Genomic DNA, 21,067 nt, shown 5'->3' with positions numbered 1-21,067 from the left:
TCTTTCGCTGAGGATTCTCCCTCCGCCCGAGCGAGCTGCTTAGCCACGCCCGCGCCGACGGAAAGGATTGACCAGATCGGGATCGATCTGCGTGCCCCCGGTGGCCGCCGGCTCGGGGAAGGAGCCGCCCGGCGCCAGCGGGAAGGACTCCGTCATCGAGTCGGGCATGGCGGCATTGCGGTACATAGTGTTCGATCCCTGCGAGGGCACCCAGCGCACCGGCTCCCAGTCCGGAATGTAGTTGCGATAGCCGCCCGAGTTCAGCTCGATACGCATGCCGCCCGGCTCGCGGAAGTAGAGATAGTATTGCTCGCCCATGCCGTGCTGGCCGGGACCATACTCCATGCTCAGGCCGGCCTCCAGCAGGATGTCGGTGGCCCGCAGCAGGTCCTTGATCTCCGGGAGGAAGAAGGCCACATGGTTGACACGGCCCGGGATACCCGAGAAGTCGGCGACAAAACCGAGATCGTGCGACTTCTCGTTGGTGGTGATCTGCGTGAAGACGACGATATCTGGCATCTCGTCAGGAACGGTATATTCCATGAAGCGGAAGCCGAGGGTGTCGCAGTACCAGTGGGTGTCTCGCATGACGTCGAGTGAAGCCACGGTGACGTGGTCGATCTGGCGCGGGGCCACGCCACGCCCGGTGAAGCGCTGCGGGCGAGCGGGATAGGTTGAGCGCAGCTCGGGCGGCGCGCTGTAGCGATCTACCTCCCAGAAGACTTCGTTGAGATGGCCACCAGGACCACGGAAGCGATAGGCTGGGCCATGCCCCGGACCGCGCTCGATCCATTGACCTTGCTGGCCAGCCGCTTCGATCTCCTTGACGGCTTGCTCTAGCTCTTCCGGTCCCCAGGTGCGCCAGCCGATGTGGCCCAGGGCCGGCTGCTCGCCAGCGGTGAGCACCAGACTGTGATGATAGAACTCTCCCCAGCAGCGCAGGTAGCAGGAGTCCCCGACACGCTCGCTCAGCTCCATCCCCATCACCTCCGTGAAGAAGCGCAGAGAGTCCTCCAACGCAGGGGTCACGATCTCTACATGGGCCAGGTGGGCAAGCAGGTGTTTGCTCATGGTCTCGTTCTCTCCTCATTGGGTGGTCGATAGCACCAACAGCGGTAACAGCAGGAGCAGCAGCATGAGGTCCGGCGCGGCCTTGCCCCTCGCCCCAGGTAGCAGCGCCGCCTCGATCGGCGCCAGCCTTCCTCGGCAGCCGGCGGCACAGGTCCAGATAAGGCGCCTGCCTGTCGCCGCTGCCGCCAACGGCGGAGCCGGCCCAATTAACGGCCAGACAAACAAGCGAACAGGGGAGGGCGCCGCTCTTGATTGACGCTCAGCCAGTTCTGTGCTACCATAACAGCCAGGACGCTGCAGAGTGCCCGTCATGCCTCTCACAACGCTGTGAAAGAGCCTGCCTTCCCATTTGCAAACGACGGGCATCGCACCTGGCGCCTCATCTGACCGAAGGCTGTGTCTGGTAGAGCGATCCGTTCGTTCCTCCCTCCCGTTCGCCAGACTCGCTCACAGTGTAGCGAAGGGCGGGGGAAAGATCACTACCACTCGCTTCCGCTTTTCTCTTTCCGGTTGCTTCCGGTGAGGGAAAGCACCCGCTGCGCTCTGTCCACAAGAGGATACTGCAAGCAAGATGGAAGGACATCGATTTGGGAGCACGACGCCGTGGGCTATCACCGTCGGTATAAGCTCAAAGATGACCGCTTCGGTCTGCTGGCACTCACGCTGCGCGAGAAGGCCGGTCTGACGCAGGCTGAGATCGCGACCATGCTCGGAGTGTCGGAGCGCACGATCCGTCACTGGGAGGGCGGCACGGCCTTCCCTACGAGCGAGAATCTGAAGAAGCTCATCGAGATCTACTGGCATTACGGCGCCTTCCATGAGGAGCACGCGCGCGACGAGGCCCGTACGCTCTGGCATCAGGCTGCCGAGAGCGCTGCCCGGCGTTCGATCCCCTTCGATGAGCTTTGGTTTGAGGAGCTGCTTCAGACTCAGCGCCGCGCGCCCGCTCATCTTCGCCCCTCTTCTTCTGCCTTTGCCTCAGCTTCGACCCCTTCTGAAGAGTCGGCCACTGCCTCCACTGGACCGCTCCCAGCTCAGCCCGCGCGCTCGGCACCCGTCCCCCAGCCGACGACCGAGACACACGTTGAGTGGGGCGAGGCCCCCGATGCTTCTGCGTTCTATGGCCGACAGCAGGAGCTGGCCACTCTGGAGCGCTGGCTGCTCTCCGACCACTGCCGCCTGGTCGTTGTCCTCGGCATGGGTGGCATCGGCAAGACTACCCTGGCGGTACGCTTTGCTCAACAGGTGGCGCCCCGCTTCGAGCTTGTCCTCTGGCGCTCGCTGCGCAACGCTCCCCCGCTCGATGAGCTGCTGGCCGATTGCATTCAGGCCCTGACTCAGCAGCAGGGTCTGGCGCTGCCATCTCAGCTCGAAGGACGCATGACCCTGCTGCTCGATCAGCTGCGCAAGCGACGCTGCCTGCTGATCTTTGATAACATGGAGACCTTGCTGCAGCCCGGCAGCTTTGAGGGACGCTATCGCGAAGGCTATGAGGGCTATGGCCGCCTGCTACGCCAGGTGGCGGAGTGTACTCATCAGAGCTGCCTGCTGCTAACCAGTCGCGAGCTGCCTGGCGAGCTGGAGCCGCTGGAGGGGCCGCTCTCGCCGGTGCGTGTCCTGAAGCTGTTCGGATTGGAGCGCGAGGCCATCCAGCAGCTGCTAGAGGAGCGCCGTCTCTCGGGCACACCGCACGCCTGGGATGAGCTGGTACGCCACTACGCCGGCAATCCTCTGGCGCTGAAAATCGCCGCCGCTACTGTGCAGGAGGTCTTTGGCGGCCAGATCGAGGCCTTCTTGCGCGAGGGGCCAATGCTGCTTCACACGGTGCGTCAGCTGCTCGACTACCAGTTTGAGCGCCTCTCTTCCCTGGAGAGCGATCTGATGTACTGGCTGGCCATCGAGCGCGAGATGGTCCCCCTGGAAGAGCTGAGCCAGGACTTGCTGGGGGCGGTCTCGCGTCGCGAGGTACTGGCGGCTCTCAAGTCGCTGCGCTGGCGCTGCCTGGTAGAGCGCGCCGAGCAGGGGGCCATTTTCACCTTGCAGCCGGTGGTGATGGAGTATGTGAGCGAGCGCCTGGTCGAGGAGGTCTGCAGCGAGATCTTGCAGGAGCGCCCGCGGCTCTTGCTCTCGCACGCGCTGATGAAGGCTAGTAGCCAGGACTATATCCGTGAGAGCCAGGTCCGTATGCTACTGCAGCCGCTGCTGGAGCGCCTGCTATCGTTCTGCGGCGATGAGCAGCGGCTAGAGGAGCGATTGATGGCGCTAGCGGGAAGTCTGCGTGGCCTGCCGTACGCTGTGCAGGGCTACGGTGGCGGCAACCTGGTCAATCTGATGGCGACGCTGGACGGCCATCTGCGCGGCAAGGATTTCTCCGGCTTGGCCGTGCGTCAGGCTTATCTACAGGGCATAGAGGCCCAGCGGGCCAGCTTCGCCTCGGCCTGGATTAGCGATTCGCTCTTCACAGAGCCAGTCGAGAGCATCGCCTCGCTGACCCTCAGCCCTGACGGGCACCTGCTCGCTGTGGGCAGCTTCAGCGGGCAGATTCGCCTCTGGCATCTGACGGAAGGTCGCCCGCTGTTGACACTGCGTGGCCACAGTCGCATGGCCTGGGCCCTGGCTTTTAGCCCCGATGGGCGCCTGCTCGCCAGCGGTGGCTACGATCGCAGCGTGAAGCTCTGGCATGTGAGCGGCGAGGAGCGTGGACAATGCTTTCGCCTCTTTCAGGGCCACGAGAAATGGGTGCGCGCCGTGGCCTTTAGCCCTGACGGGCGCCTGCTCGCCAGCAGCGGCATGGATCAGACGATTCGCCTCTGGGAGATCGAGACGGGCCGCTGCCTGAAGGTGCTCTACGGCCACATCGGACCCGTCTGGGATCTGGCTTTCAGCCCCGATGGCCGCTTTCTGGTGAGCAGCGGCAATGATGAGACAGTGCGTCTCTGGGAGCTTCAGTCGGGCGCCTGCCTGCGCATTCTGCACGGCCACAGCGGCGATATCATGGCGGTCGCTTTCCATCCCCAGGGCAAGCTGTTCGCCAGCGGTGGCGAAGATGGCCTGGTCAATCTCTGGGATGTGGCCAGCGGACGTCTTCTGACCACGCTGCGCCTGCATACGACGCGCGCGGCCACTATTGCTTTCAACCCCGAGGGGACGCTCCTGGCCAGCGGTTGCGACGACGGCGCGGTCGAGATCTGGCGATTGAACGGCGAGGCCCAGCGGCTGCGCATTCTGCACGGCCATTCGACGTTCGTGAGCGCCGTGGCCTTCGGTCCCGCCGGCCTGCTGATCAGTGTCTCCTACAGCGGCAAGGTCAAGCTCTGGGATGTGGAGAGCGGCAAGTGCCTGCGCACACTGCAGGGCCACAGCAGCGTGGCCCGCTCGATGGCCTTTAGCCCTGACGGGCGCTATCTGGTGCACGGAGACGATAACGGCTTGCTGCGCCTCTGGCTGCTGGAGCCTGATGGCCAGGCCCGCTGCCTGTGCGCCTTCCAGGGCCATGCCGGCCCGATCTGGTCGATTCTCTTCCGCGACAGCCGGACCTTTATCAGCAGCGGTGACGACCAGGCGATCCGCCTCTGGTCCCTGAGCGAGCAGGACCAGGAGGGGACAACACGCTGCCTGAAAACCTGGCATGGTCACAGCGCCGTCATCTGGTCTCTGGCTCTCGCCCCCGACGGCCAGCGACTCGCCAGCGGGAGCCACGATCGCACTGTCCAGCTCTGGGACATGCGTCGTGAGGGCCAGGCGGCCTGTCTGAAGACCCTCCACGGTCATGGCTCGATGGTCTGGTCGGTGGCCTTCAGTCCCGATGGTAGCCTGCTCGCCAGCGGCGATAACGACGGCGAGATCAAGCTCTGGGAAGTCGAGAGCGGGCGCTGCTTGCGAACGCTCCAGGGCGAGGCCAGTCCTATCGGGGCCCTGACGTTCAGCCCCGATGGACGCTTCCTGCTGAGCAGCGGCAACGATGGCAGTCTGAGCCTCTGGGAGGTGAGCAGCGGCTACCGCTGCCAGCGCTGGCCTGGTCACGGAGCGCTTACCTGGTTCCGGGCCATCGCCTTCAGCCCCGATGGTAGCCTGCTCGCCAGCGGCGATGAGCATAGCCTGCGCCTGGGCCAGATCGACGGCCTGAGCTACCATCTCTGCGAGCAGACCTTTGCCAGCCACCGGGGCCAGGTCTGGTCGGTGGCCTTCAGCGCCGACGGCGAGCTGCTCGCCAGTGGCGACGACGATGGCGTGATTTTCGTCTCCCAGGCCAAAACCGGGGCCTGTCTCTACGTCCTGCGGAGCGAGCGCCCCTACGAGGGGATGAGCATTCGCCATGTGCGCGGCCTCAGCGAGGCACAGAAAGCCTCCCTCAAAGCCCTGGGCGCCTGCGAAGGAGGCAGCGAGGCGACGCCACCCACTCCGCCCACTCCCTTAAGCTAAGCGCGGGCGCTCCCTAGCGGCTCCCCCCGCTTTTTTCCTTCCCCTTCCTGCCTTCCTCATACAAGGCAGCCACTGCGACTGAGCTGGTCTCTTCTCCACTTGCGTTGCAGGAGCGCGGCGGGAGCAGTGGACCGGAAGCAACCGGAAAGGCGAAAACGGAAGCGAACGGTAGTGAACTCTGACCCCGGTCCAGCTACACTGAGGAGCAGAGTGGAGGAACAGATGGCCGATGCTCTGTGGACTGGGCCCGGGTCCGCGCTGCTTGCGGGTCACCGTCGCCGTCGGTGGCGCTTCTGCCGCTCCCGCTCCCCTGGAGCGGTCCCGTGCCGCGTGGCTCCTGGGCACCTCTCCCCCATTCTCCAGCGCGCCAGGCGCCTGCGTTGCGAGCGGCGCCCCCTCGGCGACTGGGCACAGCACAGAGCACCGTCGACGCGAACAGGCAGAGACTGTCAACCACGTTAGCAAAGCGAAGCGAAGCGGTAGGCAGCAGAGGAGGCATAGAGCGAGCATGGCCCAAGAACGCTTTCTTGTCACCGGGGCCCTGGGCTGTATCGGGGCCTGGACTGCGCGCAACCTTGTGCGCGAAGGCACCCCCGTGATCGCTTTTGACCTGGGCCAGGACACGCGGCGACTCAAGCTGATTATGGCACCCGAGGAGCTGGCCCAGGTCACCTTCGTTCAAGGCGACCTCAGCGAGCTGGCAGCTGTGGAGCAGGTCATTGATCAATATGGGATCACCCACGTCATCCATCTGGCCGCGCTCCAGATGCCCGCAGTGCGGGCCAATCCCCCGCTGGGGGCGCGCGTCAACGTCGTCGGCACCGTCAACATCTTCGAGGCTTGCCGCCGCCGGACGGACCAGGTCCGGCGCATCGTCTACGCCTCCTCCGTGGCCGTCTACGATCCCAAGGCTGGCGGCCCGAGCGGCCTCGTCCAGCACGATACGCCACTGCGCCCTAACTCGCTCTACGGCATCTTCAAACAAGCCAACGAGGGCACGGCGCGCATCTACTGGCAGGAGCATGGCCTCACCAGTATCGGCCTGCGCCCGGCGACCGTCTACGGCCCGGGCCGCGACCAGGGCCTGACCTCGGCCCCTACACGGGCCATGCTGGCCGCCGTGCTGGGGCGACCTTTCCACATCCCCTTTGGGGGACGGGGCGAGTTTCAATACGCCGATGACGTGGCCAAAACCTTCCTTGCCTGCGCGCGCGCGCCCTTCGAAGGGGCCGAGGTCTTCAATCTGCACGGGACCGTTGCCCACATGAGCGAGATCGTCGCCCTCATCGAGGAGCTGGTCCCCGAGAGCCGCGGCCTGATCACCTTCGCCGAGCCGGCCTTTCCTTCGCCCGAGGCCTATTCCGCCGAGGCCCTGAGCCGCGTCATCGGCGAGCCACCGCAGACGCCGCTGCGCGAGGGCATCGCCGCCACGCTAGCCCTTTTCCGCGAACGGGTCGCAGGCGGCGAGCTGAACGAGCACGCACTGCAGGAAGGCAGCACCGGCCACTAAGAGGCCACTCAAGCCCTCCAGCAGCCCCAACCACGCCAGGCGGGAACGCTGGGAGCCTCTTCACTCCAAATAGTATGCAGCCGAGAAAGGAAGAGAAGAGCTGATGATTGTGCTTGTGGCACGTTACTACGGCAAGCCGGGTCAGGGCGACGCCATCGAGGCCGCCCTCAAGCAGATGGCGCCCCGCGTCGCCGCCAGTGAACCTGGCTGCTTGCTCTATCACGCCTGCCGCTCGCAGGAGCACCCCGACCAGTTCCTGCTCTATGAGCAGTATGTTGACGAGGCCGCCCTGCAGCAGCATCGCGAAACGGAGCACTACCGTCAGCTTGTCGAAGGGACCATTCTGCCGCTGCTCGAGAAACGCGAGCGCGACCTCTATACGCTGGTCGTTGGTCAGTCCCCAGTCCCTGGTAAGCAGAGAGCAGGCGAGTAGCAGATGAGCACCCGATTTTTTGCCCTCGGTTCCTTTTCTATCGCCGGCTGTCCGCCCTTTGCGGGCCTGGTGCTGGATGAGCGCGTGATCGCCGTTCATGCTCTGCAGCCGCTCTGCGAGCGCCTCGGCCAGCCCTTGAGCGACGACGGGAGCGTGCTGGGTCTGCTGCAGCAGTGGGAGCGCAACCTGGCCGCCCTGCAGCGAGCCGTCGATGCCCTGGCCGAGCCAGTCGCCGCCGCAATCATCTCCGAGCAGCACTGGCTCCCGCTGGCAGCCGTTCATGTGCACGCGCCGATCCTCTACCCACGTCAGATCTTCTGCGCCGGCGCCAACTACCGTCAGCACGTCATCGAGCTGGCCACCGCCCAGGGTCACGGCGCCCACGACACCCAAGACGAGGCCGAGCGCCGCGCCCTGGCCGAGCGCATCATGGATGCCCGCATCGCCAACGGTATCCCCTACGTCTTCACCAAAATCCCATCGGCCATCACTGGCCCCTACGATCCAATCCCACTGCCCTCCGACAGCATGCAACCGGACTGGGAGCTAGAGCTGGGCGTTGTGATCGGACGGCCCGCACGCCGCGTCAAGCGCGAGGAGGCGCTGGCCTACGTTGCCGGCTACACCATCGTCAACGACCTGACCTGTCGAGATCGCGTCTACCGTCCCGATCTGCAGGCCATCGGCAGCGACTGGCTGCGCAGCAAATGCCCGCCGGGCTTCCTTCCGACTGGGCCATTTCTCGTGCCAGCCAGCTTCGTGCCCGATCCCCAGCAGCTCCATCTGACCCTCAAGCTTAACGACCAGGTCATGCAGGACGAAGGGACCGATGATATGATCTTCGGCGTCGCCCGCCTGATCGAATACATCTCTCACTACGTGCAGCTCTGGCCCGGTGACCTGATCTGCACCGGCTCGCCGCGCGGCAACGGCATGCACTACCGGCGCTTCCTCCAGCCCGGCGACGTGCTAGAAGGCAGTATCAGCGGCCTCGGCACCCAGCGCAACCGCTGCATCGCCGAGGAGGAGAGCAGCAGCCTTTAGCTGCAGGACCAGACCCAGGCAAAGGAGAGCAGCAGCATGGTGTCCTCAGCCAACCCACTCAAAGACTGGCAGGTCGATCGCCGCAGCATCCGCAGCATTGGCCACGATCTGCAGCGCCCGGAGTGCATCCTGGCCGAGCGAGATGGCACCCTCTGGGCCGCCGACGCCCGCGGCGGCGTCATGCGCATCAACCCTGACGGCAGCCAGCAGCTCATCTTGCCCGTGGTCGAGCGCGAGCCAGACACAGAGCCGACCCCAGAGAGCGGCGCCAGCTTCGAAGAGCGCTATGTCCAGGCCCAGGGATCACTGCCCAACGGCCTGGCCTTCGCCGAGAACGGTGATATCATCATCGCTAACTGGGGGACCGACGCCGTCGAGATCATGACGCGCGACGGGCGCCTGCGCACCCTCTACCGCGAGATCGACGGCCAGCCGCTGGGTAAGGCCAACTTCGTCCTACGCGACAGCAAAAACCGCATCTGGCTCAGCGTCAACACCCGCGAGCATCCGTGGACCAACCAGCTCAACACCCGCACCGCCGATGGCTACATCGCCCTCATCGACGAGCGCGGCATCCGCATTGTCGCCGAGGGCTTCTGCGGGACCAATGAAATCCGCCTTGACGCGCGCGAGGAGTGGCTCTACGTTGTCGAAAGCACGGCCTGGCGCATCAGTCGCCTGCGCCTCCAACCCGACGGCTCCCTGACCGATCGCGAGATTTACGGCCCCTCGCGCCTGCCCGGCTTCCCGGACGGTTTCGCCTTCGATGCCTACGGCAATCTCTGGGTGACGCTGATCTTTACCGACCAACTCATCGCCATCACCCCAGAGGGCGAGGTCCTGACCCTGCTCGACGATAGCCATCCCGAGACGCAGGCGCGCCTCTTCGCCCACTACGAGAGCCACACGCTGACCCCCGAGATCCTGGCGGCCACCCACGGCACTATCGCCCCCTGGCTGGCCAGCCTGACCTTCGGCGGGCCGGACCTGCGCACCGTCTATCTTGGCAGCCTGCGCGGAACCACCATCCCCTATTTCCGCAGCCCGGTTCCCGGGCTGCCAATGATCCACTGGCACGAAGCCAGACCACCGGCATAGCGCACAGGGGAGCCTGAGAAGGCCGCCGGAAGCCTGGTCGGCCTCTGGCCTGGCCTGGCCCGGCAGCCGACCAGGCTTTCCTTTCCGCCAGGACAAAGAAGCATACGAGTACCACCATCACCATCATCATGATCACAAAGAAGAGAGGCTCAACGCTTATGTCCAGACAGCAACTACCGTCTTCCCTCGCCGCCCTGACAGCAGCCGGCGCACGCTGGTTCCAGGTGGCCTACGCTGTCAACGATCTCGCCGAGGCCCAGCGCTTCTTTCAAGCGACGCTCGGCGTGCCCCGCTTCTTCGTCATCGAAGACATCCAGTTTCGGGCTTACACCTATCGCGGGCAGCCGGCGTTCTGCCGCCAGAACGTGGCCTTTGGCTACGCTGGCCCTCTGCAGATCGAGCTGATGCAACCGCTAGAAGGAGAGAACAGCCTGCTCACTTTCCTGCGCCAGCGCGGTCCAGGCGTGCATCATCTGGGACTGGAGGTTGATGACCTTGAGCAGGTGCTGGGGGCCATTCAGGGAGCCTTGGCCCCCGAGGAGAGAGAGAACGCGACTATTATTGAGAGCGGGATCGCTGGCCAGGGCACCCGCTTCGCCTTCCTCGATACACTGGCCAGCAGCGGCACCTATCTTGAGCTGGTCGCCCTCGACGAAGAGAATCGCGCCCTCTTCGAGCGCATCCGCCGCGGCGACTTTTAGCCGGACCGCACCGGACAATGCCAGCCCACAGCCAGCCGGCCAGATCCAGATAGCGAGGAAAGGAGGGGAGGCAGGCCGCCCGCTCCCCTGCCCTGTAGGGAGCAGCCCAACCAAACGCCGCCGCGGCGTCGGCGGCTGCTCGCTCCCGGCCAGCCCCGCCCGCTCAGACAAGGCTGCCAGACGCGCGAACCTCCTACGCGGCGGCGACGCCACCGGTCGGACCACTCCCCCTGGTTTTCCGCAACAGGACGGGTTGCCGGCGCGGACCAGGTGGCGCTATTTCTTGCTCGCACCAGGTAGAATGCGGTTCAAGCGCGTGCCACAGACGGGACAAGTACCCTGCAGCGCCGCCCGACCGTTCTTCATCGTCACCTGATGCGCGTCCTTGATTTCCCGCTTCTCTTTGCACTTGACACAATACGCCATGTCTGCCATAACTTACAATCCTTTCCGTCTAAAGCTTATGTACACGACAAACGACCGTCAGTCACGGTAGTTAATCGTGCCCTGCCCCTCGTACTTCACGAAGGACAGAGGCTATCTAGGTACACGACAATATTACTCTCTCTGGTTCATTTCTCGAAAGCATAGGGCTGGATTGGCTATGCAAAGTGTCTCTCTCCCTGTGCTATAGTAAAATCCAGAGCCTTGCCGCCCGCTCGCCACAGTAGAAAGAAAGGCACAATGCCCTTCCTACCAGGAGGAACAGCGAAGATCAGCGTCATCAATAAAAGCGGCAGCAAGTGACTCTACTGTTACTGTCGGCAAGATACGAGGAATGTCTGTGAGGGATCTCAACCCAGAACGAGGCGTATCTGATGCCTCTAGCGACGCGCAGGCTCGCCACGACCCCTATCGAGCCCTGCGCTACCGCAACTTTCGCCTGCTCTTTATTGGCATCTTTCTCTCATCAATCGGCGAGCAGATGGTCACAGTGGCCATCGGCTGGGAGCTATACGACCGCACCCACTCGGCGCTGGCCCTGGGGCTGGTCGGCCTGGTACAGGTGCTGCCGGTGCTCTGCTTTTCGCTGCTGGCCGGTCACCTGGCGGACCGCCTGAATCGGCGCCGCATGGTTATGCTGGCTCAGACCATTCTTGCCCTTTGCTCCCTGGGGCTCATGCTTCTCTCCTGGCAGCGCGGGCCGCTCTGGCTCATCTACGGCTGCCTGCTGCTCACAGGCACAGCCACCGCCTTCAACGAGCCGGCCAGCGCCGCGCTCCTGCCCCAGACCCTGCCAGCGGCCCTCTACGCCAACGCCGCCACCTGGGAGAGCAGTGCCTGGCAGCTGGCGTCAGTCGTCGGGCCGGCCCTGGGTGGTTTCCTGGTGGCCCTCTTCCGCGGGGCCACGCCTGTCTATGGCCTGAATGCCCTGGCCATTGTTCTCTATCTGGTGCTGCTGGCCCTCCTGCGCCTGCATCCGGCCAGCGTGGTCCCTTCCCCAGGCCCTGATCAGGGTCAGGAGGGAACCCTGCGCTCGCTGGCTGAGGGCCTGCGCTTCTTGCGGCACACCCAGGTCATCCTGGCGGCCATTACACTCGACCTCTTCGCCGTCCTCTTCGGCGGCGCCACCACCCTGCTGCCGATCTACGCGCGCGACATCCTCAAGGTTGGCCCCACCGGCCTGGGCTGGCTGCAGGCCGCCCCCTCTATTGGGGCCGTCTGCGTGGCCTTCTTGCTGGCTCACCTGCCGCCCTTCAAGCGAGCCGGGCGTACTCTGCTGCTGGCAGTGGCCGGCTTCGGCCTGGCCACCATCGTCTTTGGCCTCTCGCGCTCTTTCTGGCTCTCGCTGCTCATGCTCTTCATTCTGGGCGGACTTGACAACATCAGCGTGGTTATTCGCGGCACCCTGCTAATGACACGCACCCCAGACCACATGCGCGGGCGCGTGGCGGCGGTCAACACTATTTTCATCGCCACCTCCAACAAGCTCGGTGGCTTCGAGTCGGGCCTGGCGGCCCAGCTCTTCGGTCCCGTGCCGGCAGTCGTCGGCGGTGGCCTCGGCACCATCCTGGTGGTGTTCTGTGTAGCCCTCATCTGGCCCGAAATGCGCCGTCTGAGAACACTTGCACCTGAAAGCCAGAGCCAGCCAACTGAGCAGCGTGCTAGCCAGATCGCCGCAGAGGTACGGGAAGAGACCGCAGCCCAGCACCAGCTCTGACGAAGCACGACAGAATCAGCGGATAGGCCAACCTCCTCCGTAGTGCCTCCCCACCCCAGAGGAGGGTGAACCTGTCCGCTGAGCAGAACTGAACTGAACCGAGCAGGGCTGAGCCAGGCCGGAGCTTTGGCAGCGCTCTGACTGGCCGGGGGCCTCACTCCTGCTCTTGCTCTTCCTCGGAGGGCGGCGCCATCTGCAGCCACTCGCCGGCTTCCTCGATATGGCGCCGCATCACCTGCTCGGCCCGCTGCGGATTATGCTCCCGCAGGGCCTCGATGATGACCTGATGGCGCTCGGCCAGCTCCTGGGGCGTACGTTGCGCCATCGCCACCGTCACAAAGGTCGTCGTGTAGAGCTGCATGCTGTCCCAGTACTGCAGCAGCAGGCGATTGCCCGCCGCCTGCACAATCAGGCGGTGGAAAGCAATATTGGCCGCCGTCTGGGCATGCAGCTCATTGCGTGCAGCCGCATCGCGCATCTCGGCGAGCAGCTCCTCTAGCTGCAGCAGCGTCGCCTCGTCGATGCGCACCGCTGCCGCGCGAGCCGCCACGCCTTCCAGAGCGGCCCGAATGGGATAGAGTTCCAGTAGGTCGCGCCGTGAGACCTTGCGCACCTGCGTGCCACGATAGGGCGAGCTGACGACGAAGCCGAGCAGCTCCAGGTCGCGCAGCGCCTCGCGCACCGGCCCCTGGCTCACCCCCAGCTCCTGCGCCACACGGCTCTCCACGATGCGCTCCCCTGGCCGATAGTGGCCCTTGACTATGGCATCGATAAGAAATTCTTTGATATCCTCGCGCAGAACGCGTCGGCCAAGAATGGGTGTACGTATATTCATCGGTGTCGAAAATCCTGCAGAAATTGGCCCCGTATTCCGGGACGCTGCTCCTCACCTACAAAGAGGCACAATCGATTATTGATTAGTATAGGTCAGGGAGAAAAAGGGCGTCAAGGCAGAGATGAAGGGAAGAGAGCGAGCAGAGCCTGACGCCCTTGGTGTAAAAGCGAATCAATCGGTGTGGCGATACTGAGCCACCATGCGCACCGCCTGCTGATTGGCAGTGGAAGCAGCGCCCTTTTTGAGCAGGATATAGCCGTCCTGCATATCGATCACGCCATACTCGCCGCTGCTGAGCACGGCGTCGACCGTATGCTCGTAGTCAGCATAGGACTGGAAGGGATAATAGTAGCCTGGGGCATTCAGCAGGATATAGTCGGCATAGCCCGCCCCATAGGGAAAGAGATAGATGCTACGCCGTTCACTGAGATGGGGGACCAGCATTGTCTGCGTCGAGACCGAGGCTGTAGGCGGGATCTCTTGCAGAAAATGATAGGCGAGGCGGTCATGAGCATCCTGAGAGGGCCAGATAAAGCCGGCTGCATAGGGCATGGCACTATAGACATCGTAGCGTGCAGTGGCCCTGACCACCTGCCCCATCACATAGCTCAGCAGGAGCAGCAGGAAGAGGGCCCGCAGGATGGGCCAGAGTCGTCCGCCAGCCAACGGGGCAGGCTGTGTTCCAAACCAGCGTCCTGCCGACGACGACAACAGGGACCAGGCGGGACGCTCCTTCCCCTGGTCCCCGGCAGCAACAGGCAAGGCGCTGAGGGCGGGACCTCTCATCTGAGCAAGCCGGGCCTGGCCCAGTTGCAGGCAGCGGCGCAGCAGCCAGAGCAGCAGCACCACCGCCTCGATGGTGGCAAAGATCAGGATCGGCACGATCTCCGCATTGTACTGATAGCGGCCACTGTACATGTTGGGCGAGGAACTAAGCAGGTTGAGGGCCAGCGTCGGCGAGGCCAGGACCAGGACCCAGGGGGCCAGTAGCGGCAGGTAGCCCGCTGGAGCGAGCAGTTTCTGCAGATAGAGCCGATGTTGCGGCTCCAGCACATGCTGGCGGATCACCTGCAGCGGGTGCAGCAGGATGTTTAGCGCCACCTCCACGGGCGAGTCCCCATATTCTGACCAGCGGGAGGCTAGCAGCGAGTGACCAATCGGACTGGCGTAGTGGACGATCAGCAGGCCGATGGCGGTCCAGCCGACCGCCAGCCCGAAGACAATCAGGCCGATGCGCCAGCGTCGCTGGAAGATCACCATCCACAGACCCAGCAGGGCAATGACGCCGGCAATCTCCTCTTTGCAGGCCAGCGAGAGAATCGCAAAGGCCAGAAACCAGCCATTGCGCTGCGTATACATAAAGTACAGAGTAAAGAGGAGCAAGGCCAGCGTCAGCGTCACAGCGTGGAAATCATAGTCGACAGCATACTGCTGCGCAGGATAGAGCAGATAGAGCAGGGCGAAGGGAACAGCGGCCAGATCGCTACGCAGGCGCAGACGGGCTAGCCAGAAGGCTGGCAGCGCCCCCGTGGCTACTACCAGGACCTGAAGAATCAGCAACGTTTTCGGATCAGCCCAAAAAATATAAAGGGGCACAATTAAAAAAAGAATCGGCTCATAGTGAATGGCGAAGCGATTGATGCCCTCCAGCCCATAGCAATTCGTATCGGTCAGCACATTACAGATCGTCTGATGCAGAAGGGCGCCGTGCAGCGTATTCCAGATCGCCTGGTCCATGATGCCCAGGTCTTCGCCGTTGGTGGCAAAAGCATCCTGCTTGCTGGTCACAAAGATGACGAAGTAGACGCTGTAGGCGAGCATCGCCAACACGACCAGGCCCAGGGCCAGCCAGAAAGCACGTCCCCGGGGTAGCGGTTCAGGGGGGGGATAGAGTTCCTTCCCACAGGCCACCCTCCAGCGCCGCAGTGTCAGATGGAGCCACTTGCCAATTTTGTTCATAATCCAGGACTCTCAAGGGGATCAAAACGAGGCCCCGTGCAACGAATGCGAGCCGACTGGGAAAGGCCTCTTTCTCCAGACGATTGGCTCTGTTATGATAGCATGAATCCTCTCTAACAGGCCAGTCTCCAGGACGTTTGGCTAATGCTCCCTGAGACCTGCCAGACGATCTCATATGTCCTTCATCTCGATCACCCTCCCGTCCCTGTCAATCTATTGATCATGATTGAGATACTGATTTTCATTTTGTGTCTTGAGTATCATAAGTAATGGAAGCAGCGCGTAAGCTGCTTTGAGTTTCTGAGGGAAGTAAGCCGGTGTACGGGCCGTGATGCAGCAAGTAACCACAGATTGTAGAGGCCCGAAATCGCCTCCAGCAAGGGGTTGACGCGACGCAAGTTGAAGCAAGGAAGAAGGAAGCAAGCACGAGGAGAGGAAGAGCTGCTACTCCGTTCCTGATCGCCGACGGGCAGTAGACGCCATGCCCCTGCTTGCTTATCACTGCAGTGGTGAAGGAGACGTGATGATCAACCTCTCTCGCTTGTTGCCCCGAGTAGCGGCAGCACTGCCCCTGCTGCTACTCGGGGGCCTGCTCTTTTCCTCCTGGCTACCTGGCGGAACCGGCAGAGCGCTGGCCTGGAAGCCCTCTTCCGGCCAGCAGGCCGCGGGCCGCAGGTTACAACCTGCCGCCTACGCTGCCCCCGCGAGCGGTACCGCCGTGCTGACCTTCAAGTACAATAACCGGCACAGCGGTCACAACCCCGCGGAGGTGCTGCTGACAACAAGCAATGTCAATGTCAGTACCTTCGGGAAGCGTCTGACGCTGGCGGTCGATGGCCAGGTCTACGCCCAGCCGCTCTATGTGCCCAGTCTGCCGATTCAGGGTCGGGCGCGCAATGTGGTCTTCGTGGCAACCGAGCACGACAGCGTCTATGCCTTCGACGCCGATGCCACCAGGCCGGAGCGGGCCTTGCTCTGGCGGACAAGTTTCCTGGGACGCGGTGTGCAGGTCCCGACAAACCACGATGTGGCCTGCAATGACCTGGTGCCCGAGATCGGCATCACCGGTACGCCGGTTATCGATGCCGCCACTCGTACGCTCTACGTGGTGGCTTTCACTAAAGAGGGCGGTCGCCTGCTCTATCGCCTCCATGCGCTGGATATCACCACCGGCCAGGAGCGCAAGGGCAGTCCGGTGACGATCCAGGCCAGTGTGCGCGGCACAGGCGCTGGCAGTCGCCGCGGCCTGCTCACCTTTGATCCCCGCTTCCAGCGCCAGCGCGCTGCTCTGGTGTTGGCCAATGGGCAGATCTATATCTCCTGGGGCTCGTTCTGCGATAATATGCCGTACCACGGCTGGATCATGAGCTACCAGTATAACGGCAGCGCCTTCCGCCAGATGGCGGTCTTTAACGATACGCCCGATGGCGCGCGAGCCGGTATCTGGGGTTCTGGCGGCGCCCTGACCGCCGATGAGCAAGGCTTTCTCTATTTTACGAGCGGCAATGGCTCCTTTAATCTCCATCTGAACGGTCGTAACGCCGGCGATTCGGTGGGGAAGCTCTCGCCCGATCTGCGCCTGGTCGACTATTTCACGCCCTTCAATGAGCGTTGTCTGGACGATGCCGATGCCGACCTCGGCTCCGCCGCTCCTTTGTTGCTGCCGACGGTCGGAGAGCTGATCGCCTCGGGCAAAGAGGGACGGATCTATGTCCTGGCCCGCAATCATCTGGGCCGCTACCACACCATTCCTGACGCCTGCAACCACCAGGCACGTAACGATGTGGATCAGATCGTGCAGGAGTTTCCGCCGACGACGATCGGCGGCCTCTTCAGTACACCCGCCTACTGGAACGGACCCGATGGCGAGTATGTCTATTTCGCCAGTGTGAACCGTCCAGTGGTGGCCTACCGCCTCATTAATGGCCGCCTCTCGTCTCAGCCGGTCTCGGCTACGCCCGAGGAGCTGCCTTTCCCAGGCGCCAACGTGGTGGTGACCTCCAGTAGCAACCGCGCCGGCACGGGCATTCTCTGGCTGGTAGATCCTCGCGGGGTACTGCGAGCCTATGATGCCAGCAACCTGGCGCGTGAACTGTACAGCAGCGATCAGAGTCCCGAGCGCGACGCCCTCCCGGGATATGTGAAATTCAGTGTGCCGACGGTGGCTGACGGGCGGGTCTTTGTGCCGAGCGGGAAGGCATTGGTAATCTATGGCCTGCTCCCGACAGTGCGTCTCTCGCCGTTCCCAGGTCAGACGCAGGGGAGCCCCCAGCAGCCGGAGCCGCATCCAGTCCAGCCGCTGCGCCTGCCTCATCCTGGACCGCAGAGACAGCCCGGTCCTCAAAACCAGCCCGGTCCGCAATCGGAGCCGGGACCGGATCAGCGCCCGGCCAGCGATCTAAGAGTAGGTCCGCGTTCGCTGAGCGTGCTACCAGCCAGTGGCTCGGGGACTGCCGCCGCGATACCAGGGCCGACTGCAGCTGCTCCCCCGTCGCCGGCTCCCAGCGTGGGCCAGCCTGAGCAGGCGCCCAGCGAGGGTGCGCGCAGCGGTTCGCCAGCTTCCGGTCCGGCTCAGTCCGGTCCGCGCACGACCCCTGCATACAATAACGTAGGGGTCAGCAACGACGAGCGTCCGACGACGGCCAACTTTGATCAGGGAGGCAATAGCTACTCGGCCCAGGCCCTTCAGCGGGCTGGCGTCAACCCCGGTGACCATGTCTTTGCAGGTGGCTTCGTCTTCGTCTGGCCCAATGTGCTTTCAGGCGAGCCGGATAACTATGTGGCGGCGGGTCAGACGCTGCCAGTGGAGCACCAGCCACGCGCGAAGTTGCTCGGTCTACTCGGGGCCGCCGATCATGGCGTGGCACGCGGCCAGCTTTTGATCACTTTTACCGATGGGACAACTCAGGCGGTGCCTATCGCCTTCAGCGATTGGACACTGGACGGCGGCGGCTCACGCCCCCTGCCGGGCAGTCCCCAGGCCGTGAGCATGCCCTACTTTAATAGTCCCAACGGTCCGGTTCAGATGAAGTGCTACCTGTTCTATGTGAGCATTGCCCTGCCACAGGGAAAGACTGTGAAAAGTGTGACCTTGCCGGCAGCGGTGAGCGGCGGCAGGATGCATATCTTCGCCGTCGCTTTGCAATAGTGCCTGCCCTGAGGCTGGCAGTTCACTTAGCAGACCCACCTCATAGCGAGCGTCGTTCACCCCGGCTGGAAGGGTAGCGGGGAGGAGCCAGCAAGGAGGCTGCTCACCTCGTTACCCTTCCTGGCGTTTTGCTCCCCCGTCCTCGCCCATGCTGTTCCTCTCTGGGAAGGCCCAATCCAGGGGGTCGCTCGCAGCTTTCGCTCCCGGAAGCTGCGACGGGACAGCATAGTGGCCCACGAGCTGCACCAGGTAGCGCCCGAGAATGTCGCTTTCCAGGTTGAGGAGGCTGCCCGGACGTAGTCGGCCAAGGTTGGTGTGGGTTCGCGTATAGGGGATGAGAGCCACGGAAAAGCGATCGTCTTGACAGGAGACCACGGTGAGGCTAACGCCGTTGAGGGCCACAAAGCCTTTGGGAACAATATAGGGACGCAGGGCAACGGGCAGGGTCATCTCACAGACAAGCGAGTTGCCCTCTTCACGCGTGCTCAGGACTGTGGCGACCGCTTCGACGTGTCCCTGGACGATATGCCCCCCGAAACGCCCTCCTACCGGGAGCGAACGCTCTAGATTGACGGCGCGCTCATCATCTTGCCCGCTCCTTTCACCCGCAATGAGGGAGGCGAAGCGCGTCCGGCGCAGGGTCTCGGGCATAACTTCCACCCGCAGCCAATGCTCGCCTCGTGCGACGACAGTGAGGCAGGCCCCGTCAACGGCAATGCTATCGCCCTCTTTGACGTCGGGCCAGGCGGCTGGGATGGCAATCTCCAGGGTGGTGGCGTCGGTCGCCAGAACGGTACCCACCTCTTCGACGATGCCGGTAAACATAAAGGCTTAGCCGCTCCTTTCGCCCGTGCTCACCATATCTTGTTGAGCGGGCCGGCAGACGTGCATCGCGTCTGGATGACGGACGCGTCGCAGTGTAGAGGCCAGGTCAATGGCTGCCAGGGCACACTCGGCGGCGCGAGGAATGCGCGCCAGGGCCTGGAGACGATTGGCGGCACAAATGACCCCGAAGATCACTGGCAGGCCGCTGTCGAGGGCGACGCGCTGGATACCCTGGGCAGCAGCGTCGCCGACAAGAACGTCGTGACGCGTCTCGCCTTTCATGACGCAGCCCAGGCAGATGATGGCGTCGTAGCGCTGGCTGGCGGCCAGGGCCTGGGCCAGGAGAGGAAGCTCAAAGGAGCCGGGAGCCTGCCAGATGTCGATGTCTTCCTCGGCCACGCCGTGGGCGATCAGGCTGCGCCGCGCCGTCTCTTGCATGGCCCCAGTGATCTGCGGATGGTAACGGGCTACGGCCAGGGCGATACGCAGCCCTCTGCCGTCAGGCCGCTCTTCAGCGCTGATAGCTTCTGACATGATGCTCCTCCTCCTCTGTTCGCCTTCCATTGTGGCTTGCCGCCTGGCTGACGGCCCTGATGGCTTCTTCAATCGCGCCTGGGCCTGGTTCCGTCGAGGCTGTGAGAAGATGGCCCAGGCGCCGACGACGAGTGTCGAGATAGGCACGGTTCTCTGGACTGGCAGCGACCTCCAGCGCTACACGCTCGACCTGGAGGTCGGCGTTTTGCAGAGCCTGGAGCTTGGCCGGATTGTTAGTGAGCAGGCGCAGGCGACGCAGGCCCAGCTCTGCCAGAATGGCGACGGCCTCGTCGTAGGAGCGCGCATCGGCGGGGTAGCCAAGATGCTCGTTGGCCTCGACCGTATCGTAGCCGTTGTCCTGGAGGCGATAGGCCTGCAGTTTACCAGCCAGGCCGATGCCGCGCCCTTCTTGGGGAAGATAGAGCAGCAGGCCACGCCCTTCGCGGCCAATGAGAGCCAGGGCCTGCCTGAGCTGGGCCTGGCAGTCGCAGCGCTGTGAGCCAAAGACCTCGCCGGTGGTGCAGGCCGAATGGAGACGCACCAGCGGCGGCAGGTCGCCCCGATCAAGCTCCCCCAAAATGAGAGCCAGGTAGTCACGCCCCTGGCGTGTGTCGCGATAGTGGCGAAGGCGGAAGTCGCCTTCAGGTAGCGGCAGGCGCGTCTCGTTGACCAGGATGACACGTTGTTGGCGGCGGAAGCGGGCAATGGCGTCCACAGTAATGAGGCCCAGGCCGTGACGCTGAGCAAAGCGCAGCAGAGTGACACCACGCGCCGGCTCGCCTTCTTCATCGAGCACTTCGCAGATGACTGCCCCTGGCTCAAGGCCAGCCAGACGCATCAGGTCGACCGCTCCCTCGGTGTGGCCGCGGCGGCCCAGGGTACCGGCAGGATGGGCCCGCAGCGGAAAGAGGTGGCCCGGGCGCGCGAAGTCTTCCGGCTGTGCGGTTGGGTCGACAAGCAGACGAGCGGTTAGGGCGCGGTCGCGTGCGGAGACCCCAGTAGTAGTGCCACGACGGGCGTCGACGGAGGCCGTAAAGGCGGTGTCCTGCAGGGGAGCGTTAGCGTGCTCGGCCAGGGGAATGGCCAGGGCATCAAGACGCTCACCGGCCAGGGCCACACAGAGCAGGCCGCGCGCCTGCTGCAGCATAAAGTTGATGCGTTCAGGAGTAGCGAACTGGGCCGCCAGGCAGAGGTCGGCCTCGTGCTCGCGCGTCTCATCGTCGCAGAGCAAGACCATCTGGCCGGCCTGCAGTCGGCGTACGGCGGCAGGCACTGAGAGCCATAGGTCGTCTGTCTCTAACAGCTGGTTGATTGACATCACCTGCT

16 protein-coding genes are annotated in these 21,067 nt (G+C 63.7%); 9 read left to right on the top strand and 7 right to left on the bottom strand.

Annotated features, from left to right (window positions below):
* Nucleotides 1–39: 39 nt before the first annotated feature.
* Nucleotides 40–1,071 (bottom strand): VOC family protein, encoded by a 1,032-nt coding sequence (locus KTAU_RS13290; protein WP_151728850.1) that lies wholly within the window; start codon nucleotides 1,069–1,071, stop codon nucleotides 40–42.
* 64 nt (nucleotides 1,072–1,135) lie between these two features.
* On the opposite strand from KTAU_RS13290, the gene KTAU_RS13285 reads away from it, so the two are divergent.
* The 7 genes from KTAU_RS13285 (at nucleotide 1,136) to KTAU_RS13255 (ending at nucleotide 10,279) form a co-directional block, all read left to right on the top strand.
* Nucleotides 1,136–1,327, top strand: coding sequence for a hypothetical protein (locus KTAU_RS13285; protein WP_151728849.1), 192 nt, complete (start codon nucleotides 1,136–1,138; stop codon nucleotides 1,325–1,327).
* 347 nt (nucleotides 1,328–1,674) lie between these two features.
* A complete protein-coding gene (locus tag KTAU_RS13280; protein ID WP_170293282.1) occupies nucleotides 1,675–5,493 on the top strand; it encodes a WD40 domain-containing protein in 3,819 nt (1,272 codons plus the stop codon).
* Between the two features lie 508 nt (nucleotides 5,494–6,001).
* Nucleotides 6,002–7,003, top strand: a complete 1,002-nt coding sequence (locus KTAU_RS13275) for an NAD-dependent epimerase/dehydratase family protein (protein ID WP_151728847.1) — start codon at nucleotides 6,002–6,004, stop codon at nucleotides 7,001–7,003.
* 103 nt (nucleotides 7,004–7,106) lie between these two features.
* Nucleotides 7,107–7,436, top strand: coding sequence for a putative quinol monooxygenase (locus KTAU_RS13270; protein ID WP_151728846.1), 330 nt, complete (start codon nucleotides 7,107–7,109; stop codon nucleotides 7,434–7,436).
* Nucleotides 7,437–7,439: 3 nt separating this feature from the next.
* Nucleotides 7,440–8,480: a fumarylacetoacetate hydrolase family protein gene (locus KTAU_RS13265; RefSeq protein ID WP_151728845.1), complete on the top strand. Its 1,041-nt coding sequence runs from the start codon at nucleotides 7,440–7,442 to the stop codon at nucleotides 8,478–8,480.
* Between the two features lie 36 nt (nucleotides 8,481–8,516).
* Nucleotides 8,517–9,578, top strand: a complete 1,062-nt coding sequence (locus KTAU_RS13260; protein ID WP_151728844.1) for an SMP-30/gluconolactonase/LRE family protein — start codon at nucleotides 8,517–8,519, stop codon at nucleotides 9,576–9,578.
* A 158-nt stretch (nucleotides 9,579–9,736) separates the two neighbouring features.
* Nucleotides 9,737–10,279: a VOC family protein gene (locus KTAU_RS13255; RefSeq protein ID WP_170293281.1), complete on the top strand. Its 543-nt coding sequence runs from the start codon at nucleotides 9,737–9,739 to the stop codon at nucleotides 10,277–10,279.
* 276 nt (nucleotides 10,280–10,555) lie between these two features.
* Here the strand turns inward: KTAU_RS13255 and KTAU_RS22390 are convergent, their stop codons facing one another.
* Nucleotides 10,556–10,705 carry a DUF5679 domain-containing protein gene (locus tag KTAU_RS22390; protein ID WP_228026480.1) on the bottom strand — a complete coding sequence of 50 codons (150 nt, stop codon included), beginning with the start codon at nucleotides 10,703–10,705 and terminating at the stop codon, nucleotides 10,556–10,558.
* 352 nt (nucleotides 10,706–11,057) lie between these two features.
* Here KTAU_RS22390 and KTAU_RS13250 point away from each other — a divergent pair, with 352 nt between their 5' ends.
* Entirely contained in the window at nucleotides 11,058–12,440 is a 1,383-nt protein-coding gene (locus KTAU_RS13250; RefSeq protein WP_151728842.1) for an MFS transporter, read from the top strand.
* 154 nt (nucleotides 12,441–12,594) lie between these two features.
* Here the strand turns inward: KTAU_RS13250 and KTAU_RS13245 are convergent, their stop codons facing one another.
* Together KTAU_RS13245 and KTAU_RS13240 are read right to left on the bottom strand one after the other, a co-directional pair.
* Nucleotides 12,595–13,275 carry a GntR family transcriptional regulator gene (locus KTAU_RS13245; RefSeq protein ID WP_151728841.1) on the bottom strand — a complete coding sequence of 227 codons (681 nt, stop codon included), beginning with the start codon at nucleotides 13,273–13,275 and terminating at the stop codon, nucleotides 12,595–12,597.
* Nucleotides 13,276–13,446: 171 nt separating this feature from the next.
* Nucleotides 13,447–15,234: a DUF2079 domain-containing protein gene (locus tag KTAU_RS13240; protein WP_151728840.1), complete on the bottom strand. Its 1,788-nt coding sequence runs from the start codon at nucleotides 15,232–15,234 to the stop codon at nucleotides 13,447–13,449.
* A 523-nt stretch (nucleotides 15,235–15,757) separates the two neighbouring features.
* Here KTAU_RS13240 and KTAU_RS13235 point away from each other — a divergent pair.
* Nucleotides 15,758–18,382: a beta-sandwich domain-containing protein gene (locus tag KTAU_RS13235; RefSeq protein WP_151728839.1), complete on the top strand. Its 2,625-nt coding sequence runs from the start codon at nucleotides 15,758–15,760 to the stop codon at nucleotides 18,380–18,382.
* A 111-nt stretch (nucleotides 18,383–18,493) separates the two neighbouring features.
* Here KTAU_RS13235 and KTAU_RS13230 read toward each other — a convergent pair whose 3' ends face one another.
* Genes KTAU_RS13230 through ribA form a run of 3 tightly spaced genes read right to left on the bottom strand, consistent with a single transcriptional unit; the run spans nucleotide 18,494 to nucleotide 21,059 of the window.
* A complete protein-coding gene (locus KTAU_RS13230; protein ID WP_151728838.1) occupies nucleotides 18,494–19,207 on the bottom strand; it encodes a riboflavin synthase in 714 nt (237 codons plus the stop codon).
* A 6-nt stretch (nucleotides 19,208–19,213) separates the two neighbouring features.
* Nucleotides 19,214–19,741, bottom strand: a complete 528-nt coding sequence (gene ribH, locus KTAU_RS13225) for a 6,7-dimethyl-8-ribityllumazine synthase (protein ID WP_151728837.1) — start codon at nucleotides 19,739–19,741, stop codon at nucleotides 19,214–19,216.
* Nucleotides 19,719–21,059, bottom strand: a complete 1,341-nt coding sequence (gene ribA, locus KTAU_RS13220; protein ID WP_151728836.1) for a GTP cyclohydrolase II — start codon at nucleotides 21,057–21,059, stop codon at nucleotides 19,719–19,721. Before ribA ends, ribH begins: the two co-directional genes overlap by 23 nt.
* Nucleotides 21,060–21,067: the final 8 nt, after the last annotated feature.

The sequence above is a fragment of the Thermogemmatispora aurantia genome (assembly GCF_008974285.1).
GTDB lineage: Bacteria > Chloroflexota > Ktedonobacteria > Ktedonobacterales > Ktedonobacteraceae > Thermogemmatispora > Thermogemmatispora aurantia.
The sequence above is the reverse complement of the archived record's forward strand: the minus strand, read 5'-3'. Positions and strand labels throughout refer to the sequence as shown.

Bases quoted from the DNA above. Each gene is read 5' to 3' on its own strand.
- KTAU_RS13275 (WP_151728847.1), top strand. From the start codon at position 6,002: ATGGCCCAAGAACGCTTTCTTGTCACCGGGGCCCTGGGCTGTATCGGG.
- KTAU_RS13230 (WP_151728838.1), bottom strand. From the start codon at position 19,207: ATGTTTACCGGCATCGTCGAAGAGGTGGGTACCGTTCTGGCGACCGAC.
- KTAU_RS22390 (WP_228026480.1), bottom strand. From the start codon at position 10,705: ATGGCGTATTGTGTCAAGTGCAAAGAGAAGCGGGAAATCAAGGACGCG.
- KTAU_RS13265 (WP_151728845.1), top strand. From the start codon at position 7,440: ATGAGCACCCGATTTTTTGCCCTCGGTTCCTTTTCTATCGCCGGCTGT.
- KTAU_RS13260 (WP_151728844.1), top strand. From the start codon at position 8,517: ATGGTGTCCTCAGCCAACCCACTCAAAGACTGGCAGGTCGATCGCCGC.
- KTAU_RS13235 (WP_151728839.1), top strand. From the start codon at position 15,758: ATGATCAACCTCTCTCGCTTGTTGCCCCGAGTAGCGGCAGCACTGCCC.
- KTAU_RS13290 (WP_151728850.1), bottom strand. From the start codon at position 1,071: ATGAGCAAACACCTGCTTGCCCACCTGGCCCATGTAGAGATCGTGACC.
- KTAU_RS13245 (WP_151728841.1), bottom strand. From the start codon at position 13,275: ATGAATATACGTACACCCATTCTTGGCCGACGCGTTCTGCGCGAGGAT.
- KTAU_RS13255 (WP_170293281.1), top strand. From the start codon at position 9,737: ATGTCCAGACAGCAACTACCGTCTTCCCTCGCCGCCCTGACAGCAGCC.
- KTAU_RS13240 (WP_151728840.1), bottom strand. From the start codon at position 15,234: ATGAACAAAATTGGCAAGTGGCTCCATCTGACACTGCGGCGCTGGAGG.
- KTAU_RS13250 (WP_151728842.1), top strand. From the start codon at position 11,058: ATGTCTGTGAGGGATCTCAACCCAGAACGAGGCGTATCTGATGCCTCT.
- KTAU_RS13285 (WP_151728849.1), top strand. From the start codon at position 1,136: ATGAGGTCCGGCGCGGCCTTGCCCCTCGCCCCAGGTAGCAGCGCCGCC.
- ribA (WP_151728836.1), bottom strand. From the start codon at position 21,059: ATGTCAATCAACCAGCTGTTAGAGACAGACGACCTATGGCTCTCAGTG.
- ribH (WP_151728837.1), bottom strand. From the start codon at position 19,741: ATGTCAGAAGCTATCAGCGCTGAAGAGCGGCCTGACGGCAGAGGGCTG.
- KTAU_RS13270 (WP_151728846.1), top strand. From the start codon at position 7,107: ATGATTGTGCTTGTGGCACGTTACTACGGCAAGCCGGGTCAGGGCGAC.